Genomic DNA, 22,991 nt, shown 5'->3' on the forward strand with positions numbered 1-22,991 from the left:
GGGTGCGGCCGCATGCAAACGGGCAGGCGGCAGCCCCGGGGACGGCGGTGCGCCCTCTCCGTGCCTCGGGCTTCCCACCGACCGCCGCGCCCGGTGCGCGGCGACCGGGCCTATCCGGACGGGCCCGTCCCCTCCATGCTGCCCCGATCACCCCGGGGTGTCGACCGGAAGCCGACGCGGCCTACCGCCAGGCCGCCGAACCCGGCGGCAGCATCGCCCGGAACCGGGCCGACGGCTCCACCCCCAGCTCCGCCCGGACCAGCCGCCGGAACGCCCCGTACTGGCGGACCGCCTCCACCGCGTTGTGTTCGGCCAGGTGCACCGCCACCACCGCCCGGTGCGCGCTCTCCCGCAACGGCTCGATGCCCACGCAGGTGAGGGCCGCGTCCAGGGCCAGGGCGTGCCGGCCGGAGCGGATCAGCCGGGCGCTGAGCGCCTCCAGCGCGTGCAGCCGCAGCTGCCTCAGCCGCTCCCGTTCGAGGAGGGCCCATTCCTCGTCCCAGCCCGGCAGCAGGTCCCCCGCGAACAGCAGACCCAGCCCCGGGTCCTCTCCCGGATCCCCGTCGGCGTCCACGACGCGCAGCGCCGTCCGCCGGAAGGCGTGCACGTCGACGGTGACTTCCTCGTGGAGCGAGAGCATCTCGCCCCGGACGTCGACGACGTGCCGGCCCCCGCGGCGCAGCCGCCACAGCGTGGTCCGCAGACTGCCCTGCGCGTGCCCCTCACCGGAGTCCGGCCACAACGTCCCCGCGAGGACGCCCCGGCTGACGCTCCGGTGGAGCGCGAGGAAGGCCAACAGCCGTTGTCCCGGGGCCTCCACGGCGACCGCGCCGCCCGGGGCCTCGTAGCGGAAGGTGCCCAGCAGCCGCAGTACCGGCGCCGGGAGCGACGTGTCGTACGGCATCGATCCCCTCTCCCCCTGTGCCCTGCTCCCTTCCCTCCGGCCGGTCCGCCGAACGCACTCGTGCGGGTGGTTTGCGCAGGTCTCAGCGGCCGCGCACCGTGTCCAGGATCCACTGCTGGATCGTCGCCGTGAGTTCGGCGTCCCGGTTCCTCCAGCGCGCGATCTCGGCGGGATCGGTGTAGTAGTTCGAGGCGTGCTCCCAGGCGGACCAACCGCGTGCGCCCTTCGAGGAGTTCGCGGAGGCGTCCATGAGGACGAGGTTGTCCTTGCGGACCGCCAGCCGCTCGCGCTCCAGGGCCTTGAGCTTGGTGAACCCGTCCATCTGCGCCATGCGGTCCAGCGAGACGACGTGGTCCACGGCCAGTTTCCCCGACGGTGACCGCAGCGTCCCGACCCGGTCGGCCGTCCCCGACGCCGCGACCTCGGCCCGTTCGGGGGATCCTTCGAAGGCCGCCCGCATGCGTTTGACCGGGCTGACCCGTGCCTTCTCGGCGAGCGCCTCGGCCGCCAGTACGTCCTGCCGCGCCCGGGAGATGAGCCCCCGCTTCACCCAGGTCCTGACGCTGCCGTCGCGTTCGACGATGTCGTCGAACCCCTTGAAGCTGTCGTCCAGCTCCTTGATCCGCTCGGTGTCGCGCGCCCCGGACGGCGTCTTGGGGCCGGCCCTCCGCTCGGCCAGCAACTCCTCCCGGGTCTGGTGCCGCGACCGGAGGTCTTCCCAGGCCTTGACCAGGGCCTTCTCCGCCTGGTCCTGCTCCTGCGTCGGCGGATGCCAGGCCCGCATGTCCGCGATGATCGACTCGAACTCGCTCGCACCACCCGCCTTCCGCGCGGCGGCCGACCGGTCGACGAACTCCAGCAGGGTGGCCTCGTCCATGCGGCGCGCCCTGCCGGCCGCGACGATCTCCTTCACCTCCGTGAACGCGGCCTCCAGCTCGACCCTGGCGGCGCCGGACAGCTTGGTCACGTCGCCCAGGAGGTCGATGAGCTGCTTCTCCCTGCGGAGCTTCGTGAACGTGTTCGCGCCCAGCCGGACGAGGTGGAAGAGGCCCCTCCTGAGCAGCCGGGGCTCGGGGACGCCGAGGAAGGCCATCGGGCTCGCATGGAGCTCGCCGACCACCTGGTCCAGGCCCCGCGCGGCCGCCGCCCGGGTCTTCAGGGCCTCCTTCACCGCCCGGTCGAGCCCCTCGGCCTCCTCGATCCTCGCGACGAGCGTCCGGTAACGGGCCGCCGCCGACTCCGCGTCCGACGCCGCCGCGAGCTCGCGCAGCGGGCCCTCCAAGGCGGAGAGCGCCTTCGCCGACGCCTTGAAGAGCACGACGGCCGAGACCCCCAGGTCGACCGCGGCCGCGGCCACGGCGACCCCGACCCACAGCAGCGAGGGCTCGTCCTCGATGAACGACAGCCGGTAGTCCGCCGACTGGACCCGGTACTCCTCCAGCGCCTGCCCGGCCTGGTAGGCGCTCAGGGTCGTGGTGCCGAGCAGCGCGACCGCCGCCACCCAGCCGCCGACCGGGACGAGGGCCGCGAGGACGAGGGCGAGGACCCCGAGGACCGCGGCCGTGAACACGTGGGACCGGCGGACCTCCTCGACGTGGTCGTCCACGATCCACCCGTACACGGTGGCGCCGTCCGCACCCAGACCCTCCTTCGTCGCCCGCACCAGGTCGGGCAGGCTGTAGACGCGCTCGGGATCCGCCGTGAACTCGCGCCGGGCCCCGGCCGTGTCCGCGAGCCGGGCGTCGACGACCCCGAGGAGGTGGTCCCGCGCGCCCGCCTCGTCGAGGCCGGACAGTTTCTCCAGGTCGGTGGCCCGGCCGAGTTTCGCCGGGTCGAGCAGGGGGTCGCCACCGCCCGCGGACAGCACCGCCCGCTCCGCCGAGTCCCGCAGCGAAAGGGCCTCCCGCTGGTACCCGCCCGCCCGCGCGGCGGCCCGGTTCCGTTCGAAGGAGGACTCCGGGTCGGCCCCGGCCCGGATGCTTCGTGCCGTCGACTCCGCCCGCGCGGCCCGCTCGTAGAGTCCGCGGGCGCCCGACGCCGCGATGCCGGAGACCAGGGAGGCCACGTATCCGGGCGCCCGCAGCCGGCCCCGCTCCACGTACAGCAGGTGGTCGTAGTGATCGAGGACGTCGAGGGCGGCCTCCACCGCACGGGTGCGGAACCGCAGCCGGTAGACGGCCATCGCGTCGAGGAAGGCCTGCTCGCCCTCGAACCCGTGCCGGGCCAGGGACTCGCCGAACCGGGCGGCGGCCTCCGTCGCCCTGCGCTCCAGACCCGGCTGGTAGGCGACGTAGGGTCCGCCCCGGACGGCATCCCGCCGCGTGCTGTCCCGCTCCCGCCACAGCCGGTAGAGGTCCTCGCAGCCGAACAGGGCGGAGGCCGCCTCCTCGGTGCGCCCCGCGTCCGCCTCGCGCAGCCGCTCCCGGTCCTCGAACCGGCCGATGCCCGCGTCGAGTTCGTCCCAGTCGTCCGTCGAACCGTTCACCCGGTCCAGATAGGCGGCGCGCTGCGCCGGGGTGAGGGCGGTCAGCCTGCGGGCGAGGCGCAGGGCCTTCTCGTAGTCCTCGGGGACCAGGGTCCGGTCGCCCGCGAAGAGGATCCGCCGGACGTCCTCGGGCAGCGCCTGGAGCTCACGCAGCAGGGCGTGTTCGTAGGTCACGTCCGCGCGGGCCCCGAGCCAGTGGGCGCGCAGCACGGCGTCCTCGGGGCCGCTGCCGAGCTTCGTTCCCGTGGGCAGGCCGCTGCGCTGCCAGAACCGGGCGTCCGCCTCCGCGTTGATCCGGTCCTGCTCCTCCTGGGGCAGCCGGTCCAGGGCGGCCTGGGTGGAGTCGTTGACGGTCAGCCAGATCTTGCCGTTCAGGACGTCGTCGGCACCCGCCGCCAGGCCGCCCGGCTTCTCCCAGTGCCACCAGGGCAGCCGCCGGTCGACCTCCCCCTCGTCCGTCGTCTGGTAGTACTGGCGGATGAACTGGCGCAGCAGCTCCGCCGGGTTCATCTCCCGCGTCACGATCAACTCGTACGGCCGCCCGCCGCCCCGCGCCCTCCTGGCCGGGGGCGCCGTCGCCGGGGGCAGCGGCTTGCGGTGGATCCTGCCCGCGCCCTCGCCCCGCGCCTGCTGGGCCACGTGGGCCAGCTCGTGGGCCAGCAGTCGCCGCCCCGCGTCCGAACCTGGCCGTGCCCCGTCCCCGAGGACGATGTGGCCGCCGACCGTGTAGGCCCGCGCACCCAGGGCGGCGGCCGACGCGGCGGCTCCCGGCCCGGTGTGCACCCGGACCCGGGACAGGTCCCAGCCCAGCCGGGGCTCCATCGCCGCCCGCGTCGCCGCGTCCAGGGGCGCCCCGGCGTCCCCCGTCGGGGAGGCCGCCGGGAGGGGGCGCGGCAGCGGGCGCACGGCCCCCGGCGCCAGGGACGCGTACCGCTCGGCGAACCGGTCGGCCTCCGCCTCCAGCCGTTCGTCGGGCTCCGGCGCCCGGGGATCCACCGCCCGCCGCACCGACCGCCGCTCGGGCCGGGCGGGCCCGGAGGGGACGGCGGGCACCTCGCGCGCGGCCACCGCTCACCCCGCCGGGGGGAACAGCGGGGAGAACACGGGCACCAGGGGTACGGGGTCGCCCTCCCCGGCGGGCAGGTACGCCAGCGGGGCGTACCGGTAGACCACGCCGTGCGGCTCGACGGCCGCCGGCCCGTCCTCGGCCTGCGGCCACAGCACGTCACAGGGGACCGTGCGGGCCGGAACCAGCCAGTGGTCGCCCCGCCGGAAGCGCCCCGCCGTCCGCTGCCCGTCCGGCCCCCGATCCGCGTCCGGGCCCGCCTCCGTCGGCCGCCGCGGGGCGTCGAAACGTACCTCCACGCCGTCCTCCAGGGCGATCCACGTGTCCAGGACCACGGGCAGGGCGTCCTCGCCCCGCGGCGGCCGGTGGTCCCAGCGCCGCAGGTACGGGTGCAGTTCCGGATCCCCGCCGACCTGCGGGGGCGGCTGCCCCCCGGGCGGGCCCGCGTTGGGGTCGGCGTCGAGGGTGAGGGTGCGGCCGGGCACGTCGACCGCGACGATCCGGTGGACGCGCTGCGGCGGGCCGCCCGGCACCTCGTCCGCGGCGTGCACCGCCGCGGCGTCGTCGACGAGCTCGACCAGGTCGCCGACGTCCACCCCCAGCCGGTGGTCGCGCCCCCAGCCCTCCACCGTCACCACCGGCCCCGCCACCGAGGTCACCGGCAGGGCCACCGAGGCGTTCTCACGGGACCAGACGAACGTGGCCACCGGCTCCGCGGCGCGGCCGGCGCCCCGCCCCCGGCGGGTCCGCACCACCGGCCGCGCCGGGTCCGCGCCGGGGAGCAGGCCCGCCCCCGAGGTGTGGACCTGCACCCGGTACAGCTGGTTCTCCGGCCCCCGGAACCGGGCCCGGGGCACGACGGCGCACGGGTCGGACGGCCCCGCCGGCTCGTACCGGGCCCGCGCCGCCAGCCGGCCGGCCGGCCGGTACAGCCCGTCCAGCCAGGACCGGAACCATGCGGGAGCCTCGGCGGCCCCCGGATCCGGATCCTCCGCCCCGAAGCCGTGCAGCACCACCTGCCAGACGACCCTGGCCCGCGCCGCGGTGTCCGGACCGGCGCCGCCCAGCGCGATCTCGCGGATCGCCGGGTCCTGGATCACGGTGACCTCCCGCTCCCAGGCCCGGAGGTAGACCAGCGCCGGACCCGCCGGGACGGGGGCCGTCTCGGGGTCGACGTGGCCGTCGGGCTGGGTCAGGTACGTGGTCGGGACGTCGTTCTCGACGAGCAGGCCGTCCACGTACAGCCGCCCGGCGCCGATCGCGAGGTCGCGGTCCGGGTCCTGCGGGATCCGGGCCACCGAGAACCCGGGCGCGCCCCGGGGCACGGCCGCCGGCCCGAGCACGTCGGCGACGACGGTGCGCAGGTAGTGCAGCAGCACGGCGGTCTGCTCGTTCGCGTCGGCGTCCAGGGTGACCCGCCCCTGTTGGTGGACGATCCGCGAGTAGTGCTTCGACGGGTCGAACGAGACGCGCGAGATGTCGACGGACAAGATGTGCCTCCTCGGGGACGGAACTCAGGTGACGAACAGGACGCCGCTCGACGTCCCGGCCGGCGTGTACTCCGCCAGCCGCCTGCGCAGCCCGTCCTCGCGTTGGGGCTGGAACAGGCCGTGGAACGCGCCGAGTTCGGAGCCGTCCTCGGCGCCGCGGCGGATCTCGGGCGGGCAGGCCGCGGAGAGCTGCGCGTAGCCGGGCGTCCCGTAGGCCGTGCTCGTGAACCGGGGGACGACGCGGGCCGGGTCCCCGGAGGCGGCCGGCTCGCAGTGGAAGGGCGCGGGCGTGCGGGAGCCCGGCGCGAGGTAGCTGAACCGGACGCAGCCCCGGTCGCGGACCGCGACGTGCGCCACGCCGTCCAGCAGGGAGTCCTCCACGACCCCGACCGCGTGGGTGCGCACCGTCCCGATGACCGTGGTCGCCCGCGCCGACAGTTCGGCGTACGCGCACCCGCCGTCCGGTCCGCCGAACGCGGGCAGCGCCGTCGACGTGGCGTCGAGGACCGAGTCGCGCAAGAAGACCCGGTTCGGCGCGGCGCACTCCCCGTCCGCCTCCACCAGGACGGCCCCCGTGACGCTGTCGCGGACCTCCACGCACGCCGGGGTGCGCACGAGCTCCAGGCTGGGCTCACCGGGATGCTCGCAGCCGCAGCCCCGGTCGAGCGACCAGCCCGGCACGAGCGTGCAGTGGCTGATCTCCACCCGGCCCACGGGCCCCTGGACGCGGACGCCGCGGCCGGTCACCAGCAGCCCGGCGAGCCGCAGCGAGGGCAGCGGTCCCTCCCCCCGGCCCGTCCCGGTGAACCGCAGCGCGTCCGGGCGGTCGGCGTGCCAGTCCAGCAGCCGCAGCACCGGCCGGCTGCCGGGCGCCGCCCGCACCGTGAGCCGGTCGCCCAGGTCCAGCCGGATCTCGGTCCGCTGCCGGAACGCCACCGACCCCACGAGCTCGATGACCGCCTCGCGGCGCGCCGGGTCGGCCCGCTTGTCCTCGTACCACCGGGCGACGGCCTCCGCGGGCCGCTCGAACTCCTCACCGGGCCCGACCCGGTAGCGGGCCGCCCCGGGCCCGCAGGGCGCCACGGGCAGCGGGTACTCGCCACCGCCCATGGGCGCCGAGAAGGCGTGGTGGTAGCTCACCCGCAGCCCCGCCTCGGGCGCCGTGCGCGGCGCGAAGGCGATCCGCCCGAGCACCGGGTCCACGGCGACCTCCCCCCGGCGCGGCGCCCGGCCCCCGGGCGACGGCTCCCAGTGCGACAGGTCCGCCGCGACGATCGCCGACAGCGGCACCGGCGTGCCGTCCCCGCTCCACACGCACAGGCTCTTGCCCGGCCCGTAGTACCGGGCCGTGTGCTCCTCGAACGCCCGCCGCCGGATGAAGGCGGGGACGTTCGTCTCGTCCGCGATGTGCGTCGGCGCCGGCTCGGTCACGGGAAGCGTCACCAGCGGGGTGTCGTTGCCGAGGACGCTGAAGGTGTAGTGGCCGCGGTCGCGGTCGACGCAGTACGCCGGTGACCGGGTCAGGGAGTGGGCGCCCAGGCGCCACACGAACAGCCCGACGCCCGCGACGCCCTCGTGCCCCGGACCGTGCGCCGACTCGACCCCGCGGACGTCCGCCGTGTGCGCGAGCCGGTCGAACGGCCCGTCCACCAGGTCGAGTTCACCGCCGCACCGCAGGTCCGCCAGGCGTCCGGAGCGCAGCCGCTCCCCGATGTCCGGCCCGTAGGACGCGTCCCGGCGCACGGGCTGGTCGAAGGCGAGCAGCGTACGGAACTCCACCGCGCGCGCCGGCCAGTCGGCCACGTCGCGCGCCAGGTCCTCCAGCACGGCGAGGGTGCCCTTGCGCCGCCGGTTCGCCAGGGTGCGGGCGACGTCGCGACGGGGCGCCACCGCGGCCGCGAGCAGGGCCGCGGCCCCGTCCCCGCGGGCGAGCGCCGCCTCGTGTCCGGGCAGGGCCTCGTAGCCGACCAGCGCCCCGATGTAGGGCAGCACCCAGTCCTGGCAGGTCTCCACGAACCAGTCGGCGTACTGCCGGCGCACCGACTCCCGCACGAGGACGCGCTGTTCCTCCAGCACCTCCAGCAGCGCCCGCAGCGGCATCCCCTCCTCGGCGTCCCGGCGCCGGTAGAGGGCCGGCAGCAGCTCGTACAGGGTCCGCTCCGCACCGGTCGTCACGGCAGCCTCCGCAGGATCAGGGTCTGGGGCAGGTCGGGGGTCATCACGGCCAGCTGGGCCGGGCGCACGGACACGGAGACGACCAGGCGCCGCCCCGGCTCCAGGGCCGGCGAACGCAGGCCCGGGTTGAGGGCCACCAGCTCCTCCACCCGCAGGCCGTGGCGCACGGCGACCGACGTCAGGGTGTCGGCGGCCCCGGTCGGGTCGTCGCCGACCACGTGCACCCGGGGTTCGGCCCGGGCCGGCAGCGCGTCCACCGTCGCCGCCGCGCCCCGCAGACCGGAGACGAGGTCGACGAGGGCCAGCGGATCGGCCGCCGAGCCGATCCCGGCGAACACGTCCACGTCGAGGTGGCCGACCCCCGGCACGGCCTGCGCCGCGGCCAGGACGCGGCTGAGCCGGGCCGGTTCGGCCAGATCGCGCGCGGCGAAGCCGAGCACGCCGAGGACGGCGGCCCGCACCGCCGGTTCGACGGTCTCGAAGGAGTGGTCCGGCAGCACCTTCACACCCGCCGACAGGACCAGCAGCACCAGCTCCCGGACGTCGACCCGCACCGGGACGTGCGGATCCCCGAAGTCTTCGAGCGCGGCCGACAGTCCGGCCGTCAGCGGGTCCGAGGCGGTGACGGGCACGTCGCCGGCGGCGGCGACCGTGACGTGGACGATGTCGCGCCGGCCGTCGAACAGCCGGGCGGCCACCGCCCTGCCGATCCCGGCGCGGGCCCGCGCGAAGTCGGCGTAGTCCCGTACCGACAGCAGCCGGTCCAGGGCCCGGGTGCGCAGCGGGATCACGGCGCGCAGGTCGCGCGGCCCGTCGGCGTCCGCGCCGCCCGTGGAGGCGAGCGGATTGGTCACGGCGCCCACCCCGAGCGGACGGCTCACGGCCTGGGTGATCCGGCCGGGGGGCAGGTTGCCGTCCGGTCCCGCGCCGACCCGGTAGACGGCGGTGACGTTCTCCACCCCGCTGCGCAGCCGGGCGCCGTGGACGCCGTCACCGAACGCCACCGTGGCGGTGCCGGCCCCCGGGTCCCGGTCGAGCGCGTAGGCCGGGTCGGTCGGCCCGAGGAGCGAGAGGTCCTCGGTCAGGGGGCGGCGGACGCCGTCCACCCGTACCGTCAGGGCCGGTTCGGCGCCGTCGGGCGTGGCGGCCGGCAGGTACGTCAGCGGCGCGGCGGCCGTCACCCCGCGCAGCGCGAACGACTGCCCGCCCCGGGAGGCGTCCCCGCTGCCGAGGACCTCCGACCGGGTCTCGCCCTGCGTGGCGGGCACCACGTTGCCGTACACGGTCACGGTGGACCGCCGGTAGGTGTAGGTGAGCGGCGCCGCCAGGAGGAGCTCGGTGCGCACGGTGTCCCCGCCGGCGGCGGGGTCGACGCTCTGACGGACGGAGGCCAGCATGACCGGCTCGCTGCCGGGGACACCGGTGGTCCCCGGGACGTCGGTCCGCTCGCCGGAGACGACCAGCCGGCGGCCGGGCAGCAGCCCGGGGCAGACCCCGGCGAGCTCGATCCGGACACCCGCGACGTCCTCGGTGACCGGGTCGTCGGCCAGGACGAGGTCCTCGCCCGCCGCCCAGACGGTGATGTCCCCGTACGGAACGCCGCCCCCCGCGTCCGGCGCCCCGTGCCACGGGCCGTCCACGGTGAGCCGGGTGACGGGCACGAAGACCGGCGGCGCGGCCGCCGCGACGGGGAAGGGCAGCCGCAGCTGGGTGACGTCCAGGACCCGGACCACGTGGCTCTCGGGCGCCGGGCGGGCCTGCTCGGCGAGCACCAGGGAGCCCGGCAGCACCCCGTCGAAGTGGCCCTCCAGGTAGAGGTACTCGCTCCCGGCGGGCGCCTCAGCGCCCTGCGGGTCCAGGCGCGGATCCACCGGCCGGGCCTTGACGCGCGGCACCTGCACGCCCGCGTTCTCCCGGGGCGGGGCGATCCGCTGCGTGGCCCAGGCCCGGTGGACCGCGCCGGCCAGCCGGGGATCGGCCGCCGCGAGCAGCCCGGGTACCGAGTCGGAGCGCGGGTCCCACGCCTCGCACGGGTCGGTGTCCAGGTCCCGGCCCGCCGTCGGGGGCCGGGGCGGGGTGCGGCGCAGGGCCGGGAGCACCGCGGCGGTGGCGACGAGCGCCGTCGCCCGGTCGCAGTCCGGGGAACCGCAGCCGTCCCCGTACCGGGCTCCGTCGCCGTCCCGGTCGTCGCCGTCGTCCTCGCCGTCCCCGTTCCCGTTCCCGTTCCCGTTCCCGTTCCCGTCCGTGTCCGTGCGCCGTTCACCGGGCGTGCAGGGGCAGGCCAGCGCGTGCGCGAGCGCCCTCAGGTACTCGACCTCCGGCAGGCTGCGCCGGTGTTCGGCGGCCACGGCCGACAGCGCGGCCCGCAGGGCCCGTACCGCCTCGGCCACCTCCCCGGCGAGCCACCCGGCCAACGCCGCGTTCCCCCGGGCCCCGGTGAAGGCCACGCCCTCCGCGAGCAGCCGGGCGGCGTCCGCGACCCTCCCGTACGCGTGGCTCGCGGCGCCCCCGTCCGGGGCCAGCCGCTCCAGCGCCGCCGCGACCGATGCCCGCAGGACCGTCGCGGCCGGCACCCGGGGTCCGCTGCCGGCCACGGCCAGCAGTGCCTCCCGGGCCGCCTCCGCCGGGTCGGCGGGGGAGTCGGGGACGAGGTCGACGGCGGTGAGCGCGGCCGGGTGGTCGGCGGTCGCGCCCGCCACCACCCGGACGACCGGATCGTGGGCCGAACCGAACAGCAGCAGCAGCCGGTCACCGGGCCGCAGCCCCAGCGCGGACCCGGTGAAGGTGAGCCGCTCCAGCCCGCGCGCCGTACCGGCCCGGAGCCGGGGCGGAGCCGTCGTCCGCACCGGGAGGGTGTTCCAGGCGGCATCGGCCGTGAGCTCCTCGGCCGTCTCGAAGGTCTGCGGCAACCCCCCTGGCGCGGGCACGCTCTTGGCCTGCGACCCGGCCGGTACGACGGTCCGCGCGCCGGGGTCGAGGGTGTAGGCGAGGTATCCGCCGGCGCCGAGGGCGGGCCGCGGCCGGTGGCCGACCAGCCGCCCGAGCCGGACCAGGGACTCCGCCTCGACGGCCGTGGGCAGGTAGCCCTCCTGCGCGTGGCGCTCCCCGTAGAAGGTCAGCACGTCGGCGACGACGGCCCAGCAGTCGAGCAGGGCGACCGCCGGATCGTCGGTGGTGCGGGCGGTCAGCCGGTCGAGCTCCGGCCGGCTCGCCAGGCGTTGGAGCATCGCGGCCATGAACCGCCCGTGCGTGCCGACGCGGTAGTCGATCGAGGAGCGTCCCGGCGGGTTGTACGTGGACGCCGGCGTCGGCGGACCCCCGCGGCAGCAGCCCCCGCCCCCGCCCCCGCCGTTCCCGCTCCTGGTGACGCCCCCGCTTCCCCCGCACCCGCATCCGCCGTGCCCGCTCATCGACCGCCCCCGATCCGCAGTTCCAGTACGCCGTTCCCGGGCCGGGCCGGATCGCCGTCGAGGCGCGCGATCTCGTCCGGTCCCATGGGCAGGACACCCTCGCGCAGCGCGTCCGGCGAGGGCTCGAAGAGCCGCTCCAGGGCGGTGACCGAGACCGACAGGACGCCGGGCACGGCCGCCGCCACCGCGACGATCCGGCTCACCCGCACGGGGGTTCCGAACGTGAGCGCGTCGGGGTGGAAGAAGGCGGGCGCGCCGTCGGCCGTGCGTCCGTGGCCCAGCACCCGGGCCAGGGCCGCGCGCACGTGTCCCGCCACCGCCGACGGCTCGGCCTCCACGCACAGCGCCAGCCGCAGCGGCACCTGCCGGGCCGGCCCCACCCGCACCTCGTGCCCGATCCTGCGCACCCGGTGCAGCCGCTCCCGCACCCCGTCGAGCAGCCCCTCCGGGGCGACGTCCGTCCCCAGCGCGTCCACCGCCACCTGGGCCTCGTACCAGGAGCCGGTCCAGCGCAGCCGGGCACCGGCCCCCTGCACGCCGGGCACCTCGCCCGCCAGTGCCGCGTAGTCGGCCTCGGTGACGGCCCGCAGCAGCCGGCGCAGCGCCTCACCGGGAGCCCGTCGGCGTACCTCGGCGAGCGGTTCGGGGTCGGCGCCGCCCGTGGCGGGCAGCGGGTTGCGCACCCGGACCGTCACCCCGGTGACCCCGCACAGCTCGACGGTGTCGATGGCCTCCGCCCCCACGTTGCCGGCCGTCCCGTTGCCGAGCCGGTAGCGCAGCGCGAGCACGGAGCCCGGGGCGGGGACCGCGCCGTGGCGGCCGTCGCCGAAGCGCAGCCCGAGGACGCCGTCGTCGTCGAGTTCGCCCACGAAGCAGCGGTCGGCGGGCCCGCAGTCGAGCAGGTCGCGCCGGGGCAGCCACGGTGGCCCCGCGGCGCTCGCGCCGCAGTCGTGGTCGTGGCCGTCGCTGTCGCCGTGGCCGTCGCCGTGGTCCGCGCGGACCTCCACCACGGGCAGGGCCGCGCGCGGATCGGGTGCCAGCGCCCGCGCGGCCGGCCCGTGGAAGACCGCAAGCTCCGGGTCGAGCGCCCCGCCCTCGGCCGCGCCCCAGCCCTGCCCGATCTCCCAGCCCTCGTCGGCGGCCCGCAGCACGTACCCGGCCCGTGCCCGGCGGGCGAGTTCCCGCAGCCGGGCGAGTTTGCGCTCCAGCAGCTCGTCGAAGCGGGCCACGAGGGTGCGCAGCGCCGCCACCGGTTCGGCGGCCAGGGGCAGCCGGCGCAGCGCGGCGGCGCCGAACACGGTCGTCAGCCAGGCGAGGGCCGCACCGTCGGGGCGGTGTCCCCCCTCGGCGGAGTGCAGCAGGTCCAGCAGCCGGTCCCGGGCGCGGCCCGGGATCCCGTCCAGCCGCCGGGCCTGGGCCCGCGCGACGTCCGCGGGCAGCGGGAAGGGCACGCTCCAGGTGACCGGAGCCGCGGCGCCGTCGCCCGGTACCCGCGGCTCGAACCGGTCTTCCGCCGGCGGGTAGGCGGGCAGCGCCACCGGGCCGTCCGTCCCGGCGCACCCGGACTCCGGCGGGCACGGACAGCCCTCGGCCCCCGGGGGCCGTGCGGGCCGGGTGACCCGCTCCGGCTCCGCACCGCACCAGGTGCGGCTCGCCCCGTGCTCGACGAGCACGGTGTTGCCCCGGGCCACGGCGACGTCCAGCGGGACGCACTCCGGACCGCCGACGGCACGCACCCGCAGCGGGAAGGACAGGGCGTCCGCCGCGTCCCACTCCACCTCCAGCAGGCGCTGCCCGTAGAGCCGGTCGACACCGCGCCGCACCGCGACGAGCCGCACCGCCTGCCGGTGCCCGCGGTCGGCGTCGGCGGGCAGTCCCGTGGCCGCGCCGAGGACCTCCTCGAAGACCACGACGTCCCCCGCGCGCAGCGACAGCCGGTGCTCGCCCTCGCCGTCCCGCAGCGCGGCCGAGGTCGTGCCGGCCGGCAGGGAGTACTCGTGTTCCCCCCAGCTCCACAGGCCGATCCGGCCGTGCGCCGGCCGGACGGTGACCGGCTCGGCGCGGACGGGCTCGAAGACCTGCCCGCCGGCCCGGAACCGGAAGGTCCCGGCCGGCAGGGTGGCCCGCGCGTCCGAGGACAGGCAGACGAACGCCCGCGCGGCGCAGCCGTCGTGCATCGGGTAGTCGACGAGCCGCACGTGACGGCGGACCGAGGTGCGCAGCCGGGCGGTGTCCAGGTAGGCCTCCGCGGCGACCGCGTCCTGCTCGTAGCTCAACTGGTCGCCCGCGTAAGCGAGGAGCTCGACGAGGGCGACCGTCATGTCGGCGGCGTGCCGCTCGCCCCATTCGGGCAGCGTCAGGGCGAGCCGCTCCAGCAGCGCCCGGCGCAGTCCCGCGTAGTCCTTGGCGAGGTAGTCGATGACCGGCTCCGGGAACGCCCCGGGCGGGCACGGGTCGGGCCCGCAGTCCACCGTCGCCGGACAGTCCTGGCCGAAGGTGAACCCGGCGGACGCGAAGAACGGGTCGAAGCCCTCAGGGGGGTCGGTGCCCGGCCGCCCGGAGGCATCGGTCCGCACCACGCACAGGCGGTACGCGGACACGTCGCCCGGCCGGTCAACCCGCAACAGCACCCGGCCGGGCGGCTCCCCCTCCGCGTCGTCGCCGCGACCGGGGTCCGTCTCGACGGACACCACCCGCAGGTCCCGGGCGACGACCCCGCCGTCGATCCGGAAGTTGGCCGGCACCAGCTCCGCGGGCACCGGACCGAAGAGGGTGACGGCGAGCCGCGTACGGCCCCCGTCCACCGTCACGGACTCGATCCCGGCCAGACCGGCGGCCCGCGCGTCGCGCTCCCGGACGCCGAGGGCGTGCTCCCCGCTCACCTGATCACCCCGCTGTCGAAGGCCTCGGTCCGGACGGCGCCGGTCGCCAGGAGTACGTAGCCGATCTCGATCCGCAGGGCCGCGTCCTCGGCGGTCACGGAGAGGGACCGGACGGCGATGACGTCGCCGAGCCAGCGCTGCAGAGCCGTCTGCACGGTCACCTGGAGGGCCGCCGCCAGGTCGGGGCCGTTCGGCTCGAAGACGAGGTCGAGCAGGCCGCAGCCGAAGTCGGGCCGGACCACCCGCTCCCCGGGACGGGTGAAGAGCACCTGCTCGATCATGTCGCGCACGTGGTCCTCGGTGCCCGTGAGCCGGGTGCGGCCGGTGGCGGCGGTCCCGAAGGGGAAGTCGACGTCCACGGCGCTCACCCCGCCGTCACGCGGAGCTGGCCGGCGACGACCAGCGGGGTCGTCGGGGGCGGCCCGGCGCACACGCCCGAGCCGGGTACCGGACCGGCCGGCGGGAGGGCCTGTACGAGGACGGGCCGGCCGCCGGCCAGCAGCCGTGAAGCCAGTCCCGTCCAGCGGACCGTCGTACAGGGCGGCGAACCGGACACCCCGGGACAGCCGGTGACCACCAGCTGGTCGGCGGCGGTGGCCAGCGGCGCGCCGCCGGCCAGCACCCGGGTCTGCGCGGGGGTGTTCCGTACGGGGGCGAGGTGCCCGCAGGTGACCGCCGTCGCGGTCGTCACCACGGTTCCGGGCATCGCGCTCACCCCGGCAGCACGGTGAGCGCGCCGTTGCCGAGGTCGATCCCGGCCTGCGTCACCTTGATCGTCGGGCCGGCGGCGGAGGCACCGATCTCGATCCCGCCCTCGTGGAGCCGGATGTACGGTCCCGCCGGGCCCTTGAGCTGGAGCAGGATGCCGCCCGTGGGCCCCGCCAGGTCGGAGATCAGCAGGCAGCTCTGCGCGGGCGTCCCGATGACCACCTGCGGCACGCCGTCCGGAGCCGCCTGCGCGGCGGGCGGCATCTCCTGGGCCCCGCCGCGCCAGAATCCCGTCCACACGGCCCGGTCGGGGTCGCCGTCCACGAACTGGACCCAGACACCGGAGCCGACCAGCGGGACGACGTACATCCCGCTCGCGGGCCCGGCCAGCGGGGTCGCCGGGTCCGCCCAGATGCAGGGGTCGTCGCCGAGCACGTCGGTGACCCGGACCAGGAGCCGCCCGGAGCGCAGCTGGTCGATGTTGGAGGCCACCACCCCCTGGTAGAGGCCGTGGTACTTCTTCGCGTCCTTCGTCACGGGATCACCGCCGGGGTCAGGGAGCCGAGGCCGTCGCGGGTGAGGGTGAAGCCCTGCTTGTACTCGCCGCGCCGGATGTCGTGGGTCACGCTGGAGACGTAGTACAGCCCGTCGTAGGCCGGTCCGGCGCCGCGCACGCCCACCAGCCGGCGGGCGCGCAGCACGTGCCCGTAGCGCAGCACGTCGAGCTTGCCCGTCCCGCGTACCGCGTCGGCCGCCGTCGAGGTACGGCTCAGCCCCAGCAGCAGCGCCTCGGCCGGTGAGCGGTCGCCGACGTCGGGCAGCGGCTCCTGTTTGAGCGTCACCGCGGGCCGCGCCGCGAGCGGCGGGTGCAACAGGCCGACGTCGGGAACCGGCAGGCCGACGCCCAGTTTGGTGACCGGCTCCGTCACGGTCACCGTGTACTGGGTGCGGGAGAGCCCGTCGTACGTGAACGACAGCGACTCGGCGGTGGCCGCGGCCCCCGCCCCGATGGTGAGGGCCGGCTGGACCGGCCCGGTGCGGACCTCGGGACCCCAGTAGGCCACGCTGGTGCCCGGGACCGGACCGGGCTCCAGGAAGAAGACGTACCCGACCTCCGAGGCCATGGCCTTCAGGTACTCCAGATCGGTGGACGCCTGGACGGGGATGTGCACCACCGGGTTCGGCACGTCGGTGAGCACGGGCGGGACCGCCACCGGGGCGATCCCGTAGACGGCGTACTTGGCGCAGATCGCCGCGACGCGGGCCTGGTGCGGCAGCCCGGGGAAGCACGCCCGCTCGTGCCGGAGGTCCATCAGGACCGTCAGGTCCTCGCCGGTGACGGTCAGCACCGAGGCGCCCGGTTCGGCGCTCGGCGACAGTTCCTGCTGGGTGACGACCCCGTCCGCGAGAACGGTCGGGGTGCCGGCGACGACGCACACCAGGACCACCCGGACGCCGGGGTCGAAGAAGCCCGCGGGCAGCAGCGCCCGCTGGATGACGGAACGCGCGCTCACCGCGAAGGCCAGCTGGAAGCCGCTCGCCTGCCCCGACGCGGTGGTGACCCGGACCGACTGCAGGGCGTCGGCGAGCGGGGCGGGCACCGGGACGGCGAGCACCGGCCCCATCAGGAGCATCAGCCGCAGGGCGCTAGCCACCGAGCCCCCCGCCCGCGTCGAGCACGCCCGCGCCCTGCGGCATCCCCGCGGGCAGGGTGATCCGCAGCCGCCGTCCCGGGACCACGGTCAGCGACTCGGGGGCCAGGACCCGGTGCGCGTCGGCGATCCGCCAGGCCTGCTCCGGGTCGCCGAGCTCCCGGGCGGCGACGAGGTCCAGGCGCTCGCCCGCCACGACGACGTGCGTCCCCACGGTGATCAGGGTGTCCGGGTCCGGGGGGAAGCGGCGCCGGACGTAGGTGACGGTCCGGCCGTCCGGGAGGGTGAGCGAGGCGGTCGGGACGTTCTGGTAGCGGCTCGTGGCGGAGAACACGCGTACTCCTTCACAGACTCGTCAGGCCGAGATCGGACGGGGTGCGGGGGACGAGCCCGGCGAAACGCTCGCGGGCCTGCTGGTGCTGGAGGTAGAGCAGACCGCCCTTGTGGCGGAAGCCGAGGTCGTCGACGGTCAGTACCCGAGCGCCGACCGTGACTTTGGCCCGGATCGGGTTCAGGTCCGGGTCGAAGGCCTCCTCGGCCACCGTGAACTCAGTGATCCGCACGGGCAGGACCCTGCTGCGCCCGAGCACGAGCACCGTCAGCGGAGCCTCGACGGGCGCGACCTCGATCATCCCGAGGGCGGCCATCCGGTCCTCGGCGAGGAGCTGCGCCACGCTGGGGTGGAGGGCGCTCTCCAGGGCGGCCAGAACCGGGAACAGACCGCCGTGGGCTTCCACCGGATGGGTGTCGGGGGCGTCGAGCTGCTCGGTGGCGTCGAACTCCGCGTCGAACCTGTACGTCTCGTGCGGCGGGCCCTTGAGCCGCTGGGCCTCCAGCCGGTCCCCGGGCTCGGGTCCGATGCCCTGCGGCTGTACGGTGCGGGTCAGCGAATCCGGATTGAACTGGAACGCCACCGTCCGTACGGGGCGGCCCGTGTCCGGATCGAGCAGCACGAATCCGCCGCGGACCACGCGGGGCACTCCGGGGTACCCCGTCATGACCGCCCCCGCCCGGCGCCGCCCGTGGCCGGGCCCGCGCCCGGAGTCGTGCCCGTGCCCGACGATTCCGTTCCCGTAGGCGAGCCCGTACGCGAGCCTGGCGCGAGGGCCGCGTGCACCGACCGGGCGACCGCCCGGCCCGCGTCCCGCGCCCCGCACGGGCCTCCGTGCGGCGCCGGGGCGACCACCACCGACCGGACCCCGGGCGGCATCCACGCCCCCGCCGTACCGGCCGCCGCGCACAGTGCGGCCAGCTCCTCGCGCAGCGCCGCCACGAACGCCTCCCCGTGCCCCGCGAACACCTCACCGCCGCCCGCCCACTGCACGACCAGCCGCTCGATGCGCACCTCCACCCTCATGACGACGCCCCCTCACGGTGTCCGGCAGCCGGATCCGGCCAGGCGAAGTCCCGCTCCCGCACGGGCTGCTGGAGCTTGTGGAACTCCTCCCGCGCCGCGCGCAGGACGAGCGGCATGGTGATCCGGCCCCCGTCCGCCGCGGCGAGGAACGCCGAGTTGAGCGCGATGGTGCGGGCCATGGCCCCGCTCACGTCGAGCCGCGCGAGCCGCTCGTAGTCCAGGCCGTCACGGCCCGGCGCGTGCTCCGGGAAGGCCCTGCGCCAGATCTCCCGGCGCTGCGCAACGTCCGGGAACGGGAACTCGACGACGAACCGGAGCCTGCGCACGAGCGCCGCGTCGAGCGCCGCCCGCATGTTGGTCGCCATGATCGTGAGCCCCCGGTGCGACTCCAGCCGCTGGAGCAGGTAGTCGACCTGGACGTTCGCGTACCGGTCGTGGGCGTCCTTCACCTCGCTGCGCGTGCCCAGCAGCGCCTCGGCCTCGTCCAGGAACAGCACAGCACCGCCCGCCTCGGCCGCGTCGAACAGCTGGCGCAGGTTCTTCTCCGTCTCGCCGATGTACTTGCTCATGACGGCCGACAGGTCCGTGCGGTACAGATCGAGGCCCAGCTCCGCGGCCAGCACCTCGGCCGCCATCGTCTTGCCGGTGCCGCTGGGGCCGGTGAACAGCGCGGTCACGCCGAGGCCGCGGGTGCGCCGCTCGCCGAAACCCCAGGTGTCGTACACCGTTTCCTGCCGTGCCACCTGGTCGGCGATCCGCCGCAGCTGCGCGCCGGCCCGTTCGGGCAGCACGATGTCGTCCCAGCCGGCCTCCGGGCGCAACCGCTGGGCCAGGCCGTCGAGGCGGGGCCGGCCGCGGTCCAGGCAGGCCCGCCAGGCCCGGTCGGCGCCGTTCGCCGCGGCCACCTCCGCGATCTCGGGCAGGTCCAGCGCGAACTGCCGCGCGAGGAGGTCGACGGGGACGGAGCGGGCCTCCGGACCGAGCACGTCCCGCCAGGCCGCGGCGCGCTCCCGCGGGGTGGGCGGGGCGACGTCCACGATCAGGGCGGCGCGCCCGAGGCCGGCGGCCGCGTCCCGGGAACTGAAGAACGCCGGGGCCCCGGTCCGCGAGAGGAAGCGCCCGACGGCCGACGGGTCGTACCCGCCGTACCCGTCGTGGGCGTCGTCGTCCGCGTCCAGGTACAGCGCCACGGGGGTCAGGGCGGCCTCCCGCTCCCACAGCCGTGCCAGCCGGTCGGTGTCCTCCGCCCGCCCGGGCAGCAGCGCGACCGGCAGCCGGTACGCCGTCAGCCCGCGTGAGGCGGCCGCGCCGGCGGCGACCAGCCGCTTGCTGCCCGGCTGCCCTCCGACGAGGTGCACGACCGGCGCCGGGGACAGCTCCCAGGCGTCCGCGCACCGGCCGGCGGCGGCCCGTTGGGAGGCGGGCAGCGCGGCGGGCGACTCGGACGGGAGCGGCGTGACCAGGACGCGCAGCCGTTCGTCGAGGTGGTCCAGGCCCTTGACGTGGTCGACGATCCGCTCGTCGGCGCGGACCGGGCTGGTCACCAGCGCGGAGCCGGCCACGTGGCCGATCTCGACGAGCCCCCAGTACCGCAGCGGGCCGTGCGCGGACAGCGCCTCCCACGAAGGACCGGGCAGGACCGCGAGCGCCAGCCCGAAGGTGGGGTAGGCCATCGCCCCCACCCCGTGCGCCGCCGCGAACAGCGCACCCGTCGAAGGGGACAACTCCTCGGCCAGGCACATCAGCAGCACGTCGCGCTCGAAGCGGCTCAGGCCGAGGCGGCGGGCGAGCGCGACCAGCGGCGGGGCCGGTACCGCGGCCTCCGCCTCCGCGATCCGCGCCTCGGCGGCCACCAGCTCCCGGGCGCCCACCTCCCCGGCGGGGCGGGCCGGGAGGGCGGGCGCCGGGCGGCCGGCGTCCGTACGCCCCTCGTCGGTGCGCGGCGGCGCGGCGGCCCGCCGGCGCCACCGGGGCGGCCCGGGGCGCCGCCGCGGGGCCACCGGGCCGGGGGCCGTTTCGAGGGGCGTTCCCGCAGGCCGCAGGGGCGACGGGCCGGGCAGCGCCCGCTCCTGCGCGTGGCGGCGGAGCACCAGGCCCAGCCAGTCCAGGGAGGCGGTCAGGAAGCGCGCGTTGTCGCCGTCGGTCGCGTGCATCAGATCACCGTCAGCCGCTGGGAGGGGTCGTACGCGGGCGGGTTCGCGGCGCGGTCCAGGACGAGGAGGCTGTCGACGCCGTCCACCCGCAGCCGCACCGGGTACCCGCCCGGCCGGGCCCGGCGCAGCGCGAACCGGGCCGTGTGCCCGGAGAACGCGCCGGCCGCGTGGGCGTCGCCGCCCAGCAGCAGGAACACCCGCTGCCCGTCGGCGAACGGCGGATCGGCGTTCACGACCACCTCCGCGTCACCCGCCGCGTCCCGTACGACGGTGGCCGGCAGCGGGCTGGTGATCCGTGGTGCGAGGGCCATGTACCAGGGCCCGACGGGCAGTTCGGCGGGCGGCGTCCCGGCCCGCAGCGCCACCGCGCACACACCCGCGGGCAGCCCCGCGGGCAGGGTGAGGGCCAGCGTGCCGGACGGGCGCGGCGGCCCGCCGGGCCCGGGCGCCGGGACCGGGACGACGAGGGTGGCGTCGGAGCCCAGATGGGTGAGCCGGACGGCGCTCACCCCGCCCAGGTTCGCCCCGCGCAGCTCGACGCGGTCACCCGCACGGGCGGCGGGCTGCCCCCCGGGGCAGACCACGGCGTCGACCCTCGGCGTCGTCGCGCGGACGCCGGTGCCCGCCCGGGGACCGCGGCCGTCGCTGCCGCGGCTGAGGACCGGCACCGGCGTGCGTGCCAGACGCCGGGAATCGATGAGGACCGCCCGCACCTCGAAGGCCGTGGTCAGCCGGTACGGCGTCTGGAAGACGCTCCAGAGGGAGTAGATGTCCTTCTCCTCGAAGGCGTGCCAGGTGATGCGGACGCTGTCCACCTGCCGGGCGACGTCGCTGTACGGGGCGGTCTGCGCCAGCTCCGCGCGGGTCAGCAGGGGCCGGGTGTGCAGCGCCTGGAGGGCGCCGCCGAGCAGCCGGTGCGCCACGAGGTCGTTGCCGTCGGGCACGAAGGGGGTGAGGAGGTAGCGCAGGACCAGGGGCAGCGCGGGCTCCGCGTCCTCGCCGGGGAGCAGGTCCGGCGGCGGTGTGTTGCGCAGCTCCGCGGCCAAGCCGGTCTGGTAGAGGAACAGGTTGACCTGGGCTTCCTGGGCGGTCGGGTTCACCTGGTCCAGGGGCCGGGCCACGGCCGTGGCCCCCGGCAGGACGCCCTTGACGCCGTCGTCCACCAGGGCCCGCAGGGTTTCGGTGACCGCCTCGATGGCCCGCGCGTCACTCATCGGCCACCGCCCGAACGCCGCCGCAGGTAGTCCTCCAGAGGGACGGCCGGCTCACGCGGCGGCCTGCGGACGGAGGGGGCCGGCTCGGCGGCCGAGGACCGAGGCCCCGAGCGGACCTCCAGCCGGCCGATGGTGATGTGGACGGTGGTCTCCCCGGCCTCCGGCCCGGCCGCTGCCCCGTCCGGCTCCCGCCTCCGGCCGGCCCGCGCCTCCCCGTACCCGTGCCCGTATCCGGGTACGGGCACGGGTACGGAGCGCGGTCCGGCTGCGGCGCGGGGTTGCGCGGCCGGAGTCACGGTGCGGCCGGGCCGGCCCGCCACCGGAGTGCCGGCCGCGGCGGGCAGGTCCGGCCCGTCCGGGCGGGGCGCGGCCCCCTCGGAGGCGTCCGACGGGCGGCCGGGTCCGGCGGCGGATGCCCGTGGCGCGGCCTCCTCGCGCCCGGTGGGCACCCCGTGCCCGGGGCGGAGGGCGTCGCCCCGTACGCGTGCACCGGTCACGGGGGCGGCGGGAGCGTACGGGGCCGGGGCGCGGACGGGCTCCGGGGGGACGGCCGGACCCGGGGCCGTACCGGCCGCCCGGGCGCACGCCGTCGTGGGCGCGTCCGACGGCGGGCGGGCTCCGGCCGCCTCCTCCTCGGAGTCCGCACCGGGCGGCGGCGGGTCGAGCAGCGGAGGCAGGTCGAGGAACGAGGGGATCCGGGGCCGGACCGCCGACGGATCGGGGAGCCCCAGGACGCGGTCGACGAAGTCGCTCATGCCCCGACCGCCTCCAGGTAGAACCGGCGCCGGGCCGCACTGAGCGCGAGGACCTCCTCCTCGCGCCACCCGTACGCACGGGCCAGGGTGTGGACGTCGCCCAGCAGACCCCGAGCGCAGGCGTCGACATCGGCCCACAGGTGCGCCGCGACGTCGAACGGGGCGGCCCAGCCGTGCCCGCAGAGGGCGCAGGTCAGGTCGAGCCGGATGTCCGCCCCCGGATCCACGCCGGGCAGCGCGGCGGCCACGGCGTCGAGCACCTCGTCGCCCAGCGCACCCACGGCCTCCCCGCCCACCGCTTCCCGGTCCACCGCCTCCCCGTCCACCGTGAGCACGCACCGGGCGACCAGACGCCGCCGCGCCCCGGCGCTCGCCGGGCCGGCCGCCTCCACCGCCAGCACGTCCCGGCTCGTCAGCGCCCGGAACCGGACGCGATGCCCGCGGACGGTGACCTCGCCGCCCACCGCCTCCCCGCGAGGGCGCAGGTCCGAGAGCGGCACGGCCACTTCGAGCTCCTCCCCACAGGCGGGACAGTCGGCCAGGGCCTGTACGTCGCCGCGGAAGCACGCGCCCCGCAGCCCCACCAGCAGCGCGTCGCGCGCGCCGAGCGGCAGGTCGCAGACCTCCTCGAAGGAGCGCCCGCCCGCGGCGGCGGCGAGCGCCACCGCGCGCGCCACCCGCCCCTGCCCCAGCCCCTCCTCCCAGCCGCGCAGGAGCCGTTCCTGAGTGAGTACGGCCAC

General features: G+C 76.9%; 17 protein-coding genes. All 17 read right to left on the reverse strand.

The genetic code is table 11. The features are described 5' to 3' along the window. Positions 1-181: 181 nt before the first annotated feature. Positions 182-904, reverse strand: coding sequence for a BTAD domain-containing putative transcriptional regulator (locus OG295_RS33855; RefSeq protein ID WP_371680451.1), 723 nt, complete (start codon positions 902-904; stop codon positions 182-184). Between the two features lie 82 nt (positions 905-986). Continuing rightward, positions 987-4,457, reverse strand: coding sequence for a DUF4157 domain-containing protein (locus OG295_RS33860; RefSeq protein ID WP_371680452.1), 3,471 nt, complete (start codon positions 4,455-4,457; stop codon positions 987-989). 3 nt (positions 4,458-4,460) lie between these two features. Beyond that, entirely contained in the window at positions 4,461-5,945 is a 1,485-nt protein-coding gene (locus tag OG295_RS33865; protein WP_371680454.1) for a DUF6519 domain-containing protein, read from the reverse strand. Positions 5,946-5,969: 24 nt separating this feature from the next. Further along, complete coding sequence (locus tag OG295_RS33870) at positions 5,970-8,120, reverse strand: hypothetical protein (RefSeq protein WP_371680455.1); 2,151 nt, start codon at positions 8,118-8,120, stop codon at positions 5,970-5,972. Then, positions 8,117-11,347: a putative baseplate assembly protein gene (locus OG295_RS33875; protein WP_371680456.1), complete on the reverse strand. Its 3,231-nt coding sequence runs from the start codon at positions 11,345-11,347 to the stop codon at positions 8,117-8,119. Before OG295_RS33875 ends, OG295_RS33870 begins: the two co-directional genes overlap by 4 nt. Before the next feature lie 179 nt (positions 11,348-11,526). Beyond that, positions 11,527-14,412 (reverse strand): putative baseplate assembly protein, encoded by a 2,886-nt coding sequence (locus OG295_RS33880; RefSeq protein WP_371680457.1) that lies wholly within the window; start codon positions 14,410-14,412, stop codon positions 11,527-11,529. Then, positions 14,409-14,771, reverse strand: coding sequence for a GPW/gp25 family protein (locus OG295_RS33885; protein WP_371680458.1), 363 nt, complete (start codon positions 14,769-14,771; stop codon positions 14,409-14,411). Before OG295_RS33885 ends, OG295_RS33880 begins: the two co-directional genes overlap by 4 nt. A 5-nt stretch (positions 14,772-14,776) precedes the next feature. After that, entirely contained in the window at positions 14,777-15,118 is a 342-nt protein-coding gene (locus tag OG295_RS33890; RefSeq protein WP_371680459.1) for a hypothetical protein, read from the reverse strand. 5 nt (positions 15,119-15,123) lie between these two features. Continuing rightward, positions 15,124-15,657 (reverse strand): phage baseplate assembly protein V, encoded by a 534-nt coding sequence (locus OG295_RS33895; protein WP_371680460.1) that lies wholly within the window; start codon positions 15,655-15,657, stop codon positions 15,124-15,126. Further along, positions 15,654-16,775, reverse strand: coding sequence for a hypothetical protein (locus tag OG295_RS33900; RefSeq protein ID WP_371680461.1), 1,122 nt, complete (start codon positions 16,773-16,775; stop codon positions 15,654-15,656). Before OG295_RS33900 ends, OG295_RS33895 begins: the two co-directional genes overlap by 4 nt. Next, positions 16,768-17,106, reverse strand: coding sequence for a LysM domain-containing protein (locus OG295_RS33905; protein ID WP_371680462.1), 339 nt, complete (start codon positions 17,104-17,106; stop codon positions 16,768-16,770). The genes OG295_RS33900 and OG295_RS33905 overlap by 8 nt, the downstream gene beginning before the upstream one ends. A 10-nt stretch (positions 17,107-17,116) precedes the next feature. After that, positions 17,117-17,770: a hypothetical protein gene (locus tag OG295_RS33910; RefSeq protein ID WP_371680463.1), complete on the reverse strand. Its 654-nt coding sequence runs from the start codon at positions 17,768-17,770 to the stop codon at positions 17,117-17,119. Then, positions 17,767-18,129 carry a hypothetical protein gene (locus OG295_RS33915; protein ID WP_371680464.1) on the reverse strand — a complete coding sequence of 121 codons (363 nt, stop codon included), beginning with the start codon at positions 18,127-18,129 and terminating at the stop codon, positions 17,767-17,769. Before OG295_RS33915 ends, OG295_RS33910 begins: the two co-directional genes overlap by 4 nt. Further along, on the reverse strand, positions 18,126-20,282 hold the full coding sequence (locus OG295_RS33920) for an AAA family ATPase (RefSeq protein WP_371680465.1): 2,157 nt from the start codon (positions 20,280-20,282) through the stop codon (positions 18,126-18,128). Before OG295_RS33920 ends, OG295_RS33915 begins: the two co-directional genes overlap by 4 nt. Beyond that, complete coding sequence (locus OG295_RS33925; RefSeq protein WP_371680466.1) at positions 20,282-21,496, reverse strand: DUF4255 domain-containing protein; 1,215 nt, start codon at positions 21,494-21,496, stop codon at positions 20,282-20,284. The genes OG295_RS33920 and OG295_RS33925 overlap by 1 nt, the downstream gene beginning before the upstream one ends. Then, positions 21,493-22,251: a hypothetical protein gene (locus OG295_RS33930; RefSeq protein ID WP_371680467.1), complete on the reverse strand. Its 759-nt coding sequence runs from the start codon at positions 22,249-22,251 to the stop codon at positions 21,493-21,495. Before OG295_RS33930 ends, OG295_RS33925 begins: the two co-directional genes overlap by 4 nt. Then, positions 22,248-22,991: a hypothetical protein gene (locus OG295_RS33935; RefSeq protein WP_371680468.1), complete on the reverse strand. Its 744-nt coding sequence runs from the start codon at positions 22,989-22,991 to the stop codon at positions 22,248-22,250. Before OG295_RS33935 ends, OG295_RS33930 begins: the two co-directional genes overlap by 4 nt.

It is taken from the genome of Streptomyces sp. NBC_01276, from assembly GCF_041435355.1.
Taxonomy (GTDB): Bacteria; Actinomycetota; Actinomycetes; order Streptomycetales; family Streptomycetaceae; genus Streptomyces.

What these genes read in the sequence shown, in the direction of transcription:
- OG295_RS33855 (WP_371680451.1), bottom strand. Translation starts at nt 904, where the DNA reads ATGCCGTACGACACGTCGCTCCCGGCGCCGGTACTGCGGCTGCTGGGC.
- OG295_RS33875 (WP_371680456.1), bottom strand. Translation starts at nt 11,347, where the DNA reads ATGCTCCAACGCCTGGCGAGCCGGCCGGAGCTCGACCGGCTGACCGCC.
- OG295_RS33890 (WP_371680459.1), bottom strand. Translation starts at nt 15,118, where the DNA reads ATGCCCGGAACCGTGGTGACGACCGCGACGGCGGTCACCTGCGGGCAC.
- OG295_RS33910 (WP_371680463.1), bottom strand. Translation starts at nt 17,770, where the DNA reads ATGACGGGGTACCCCGGAGTGCCCCGCGTGGTCCGCGGCGGATTCGTG.
- OG295_RS33915 (WP_371680464.1), bottom strand. Translation starts at nt 18,129, where the DNA reads ATGAGGGTGGAGGTGCGCATCGAGCGGCTGGTCGTGCAGTGGGCGGGC.
- OG295_RS33920 (WP_371680465.1), bottom strand. Translation starts at nt 20,282, where the DNA reads ATGCACGCGACCGACGGCGACAACGCGCGCTTCCTGACCGCCTCCCTG.
- OG295_RS33925 (WP_371680466.1), bottom strand. Translation starts at nt 21,496, where the DNA reads ATGAGTGACGCGCGGGCCATCGAGGCGGTCACCGAAACCCTGCGGGCC.
- OG295_RS33930 (WP_371680467.1), bottom strand. Translation starts at nt 22,251, where the DNA reads ATGAGCGACTTCGTCGACCGCGTCCTGGGGCTCCCCGATCCGTCGGCG.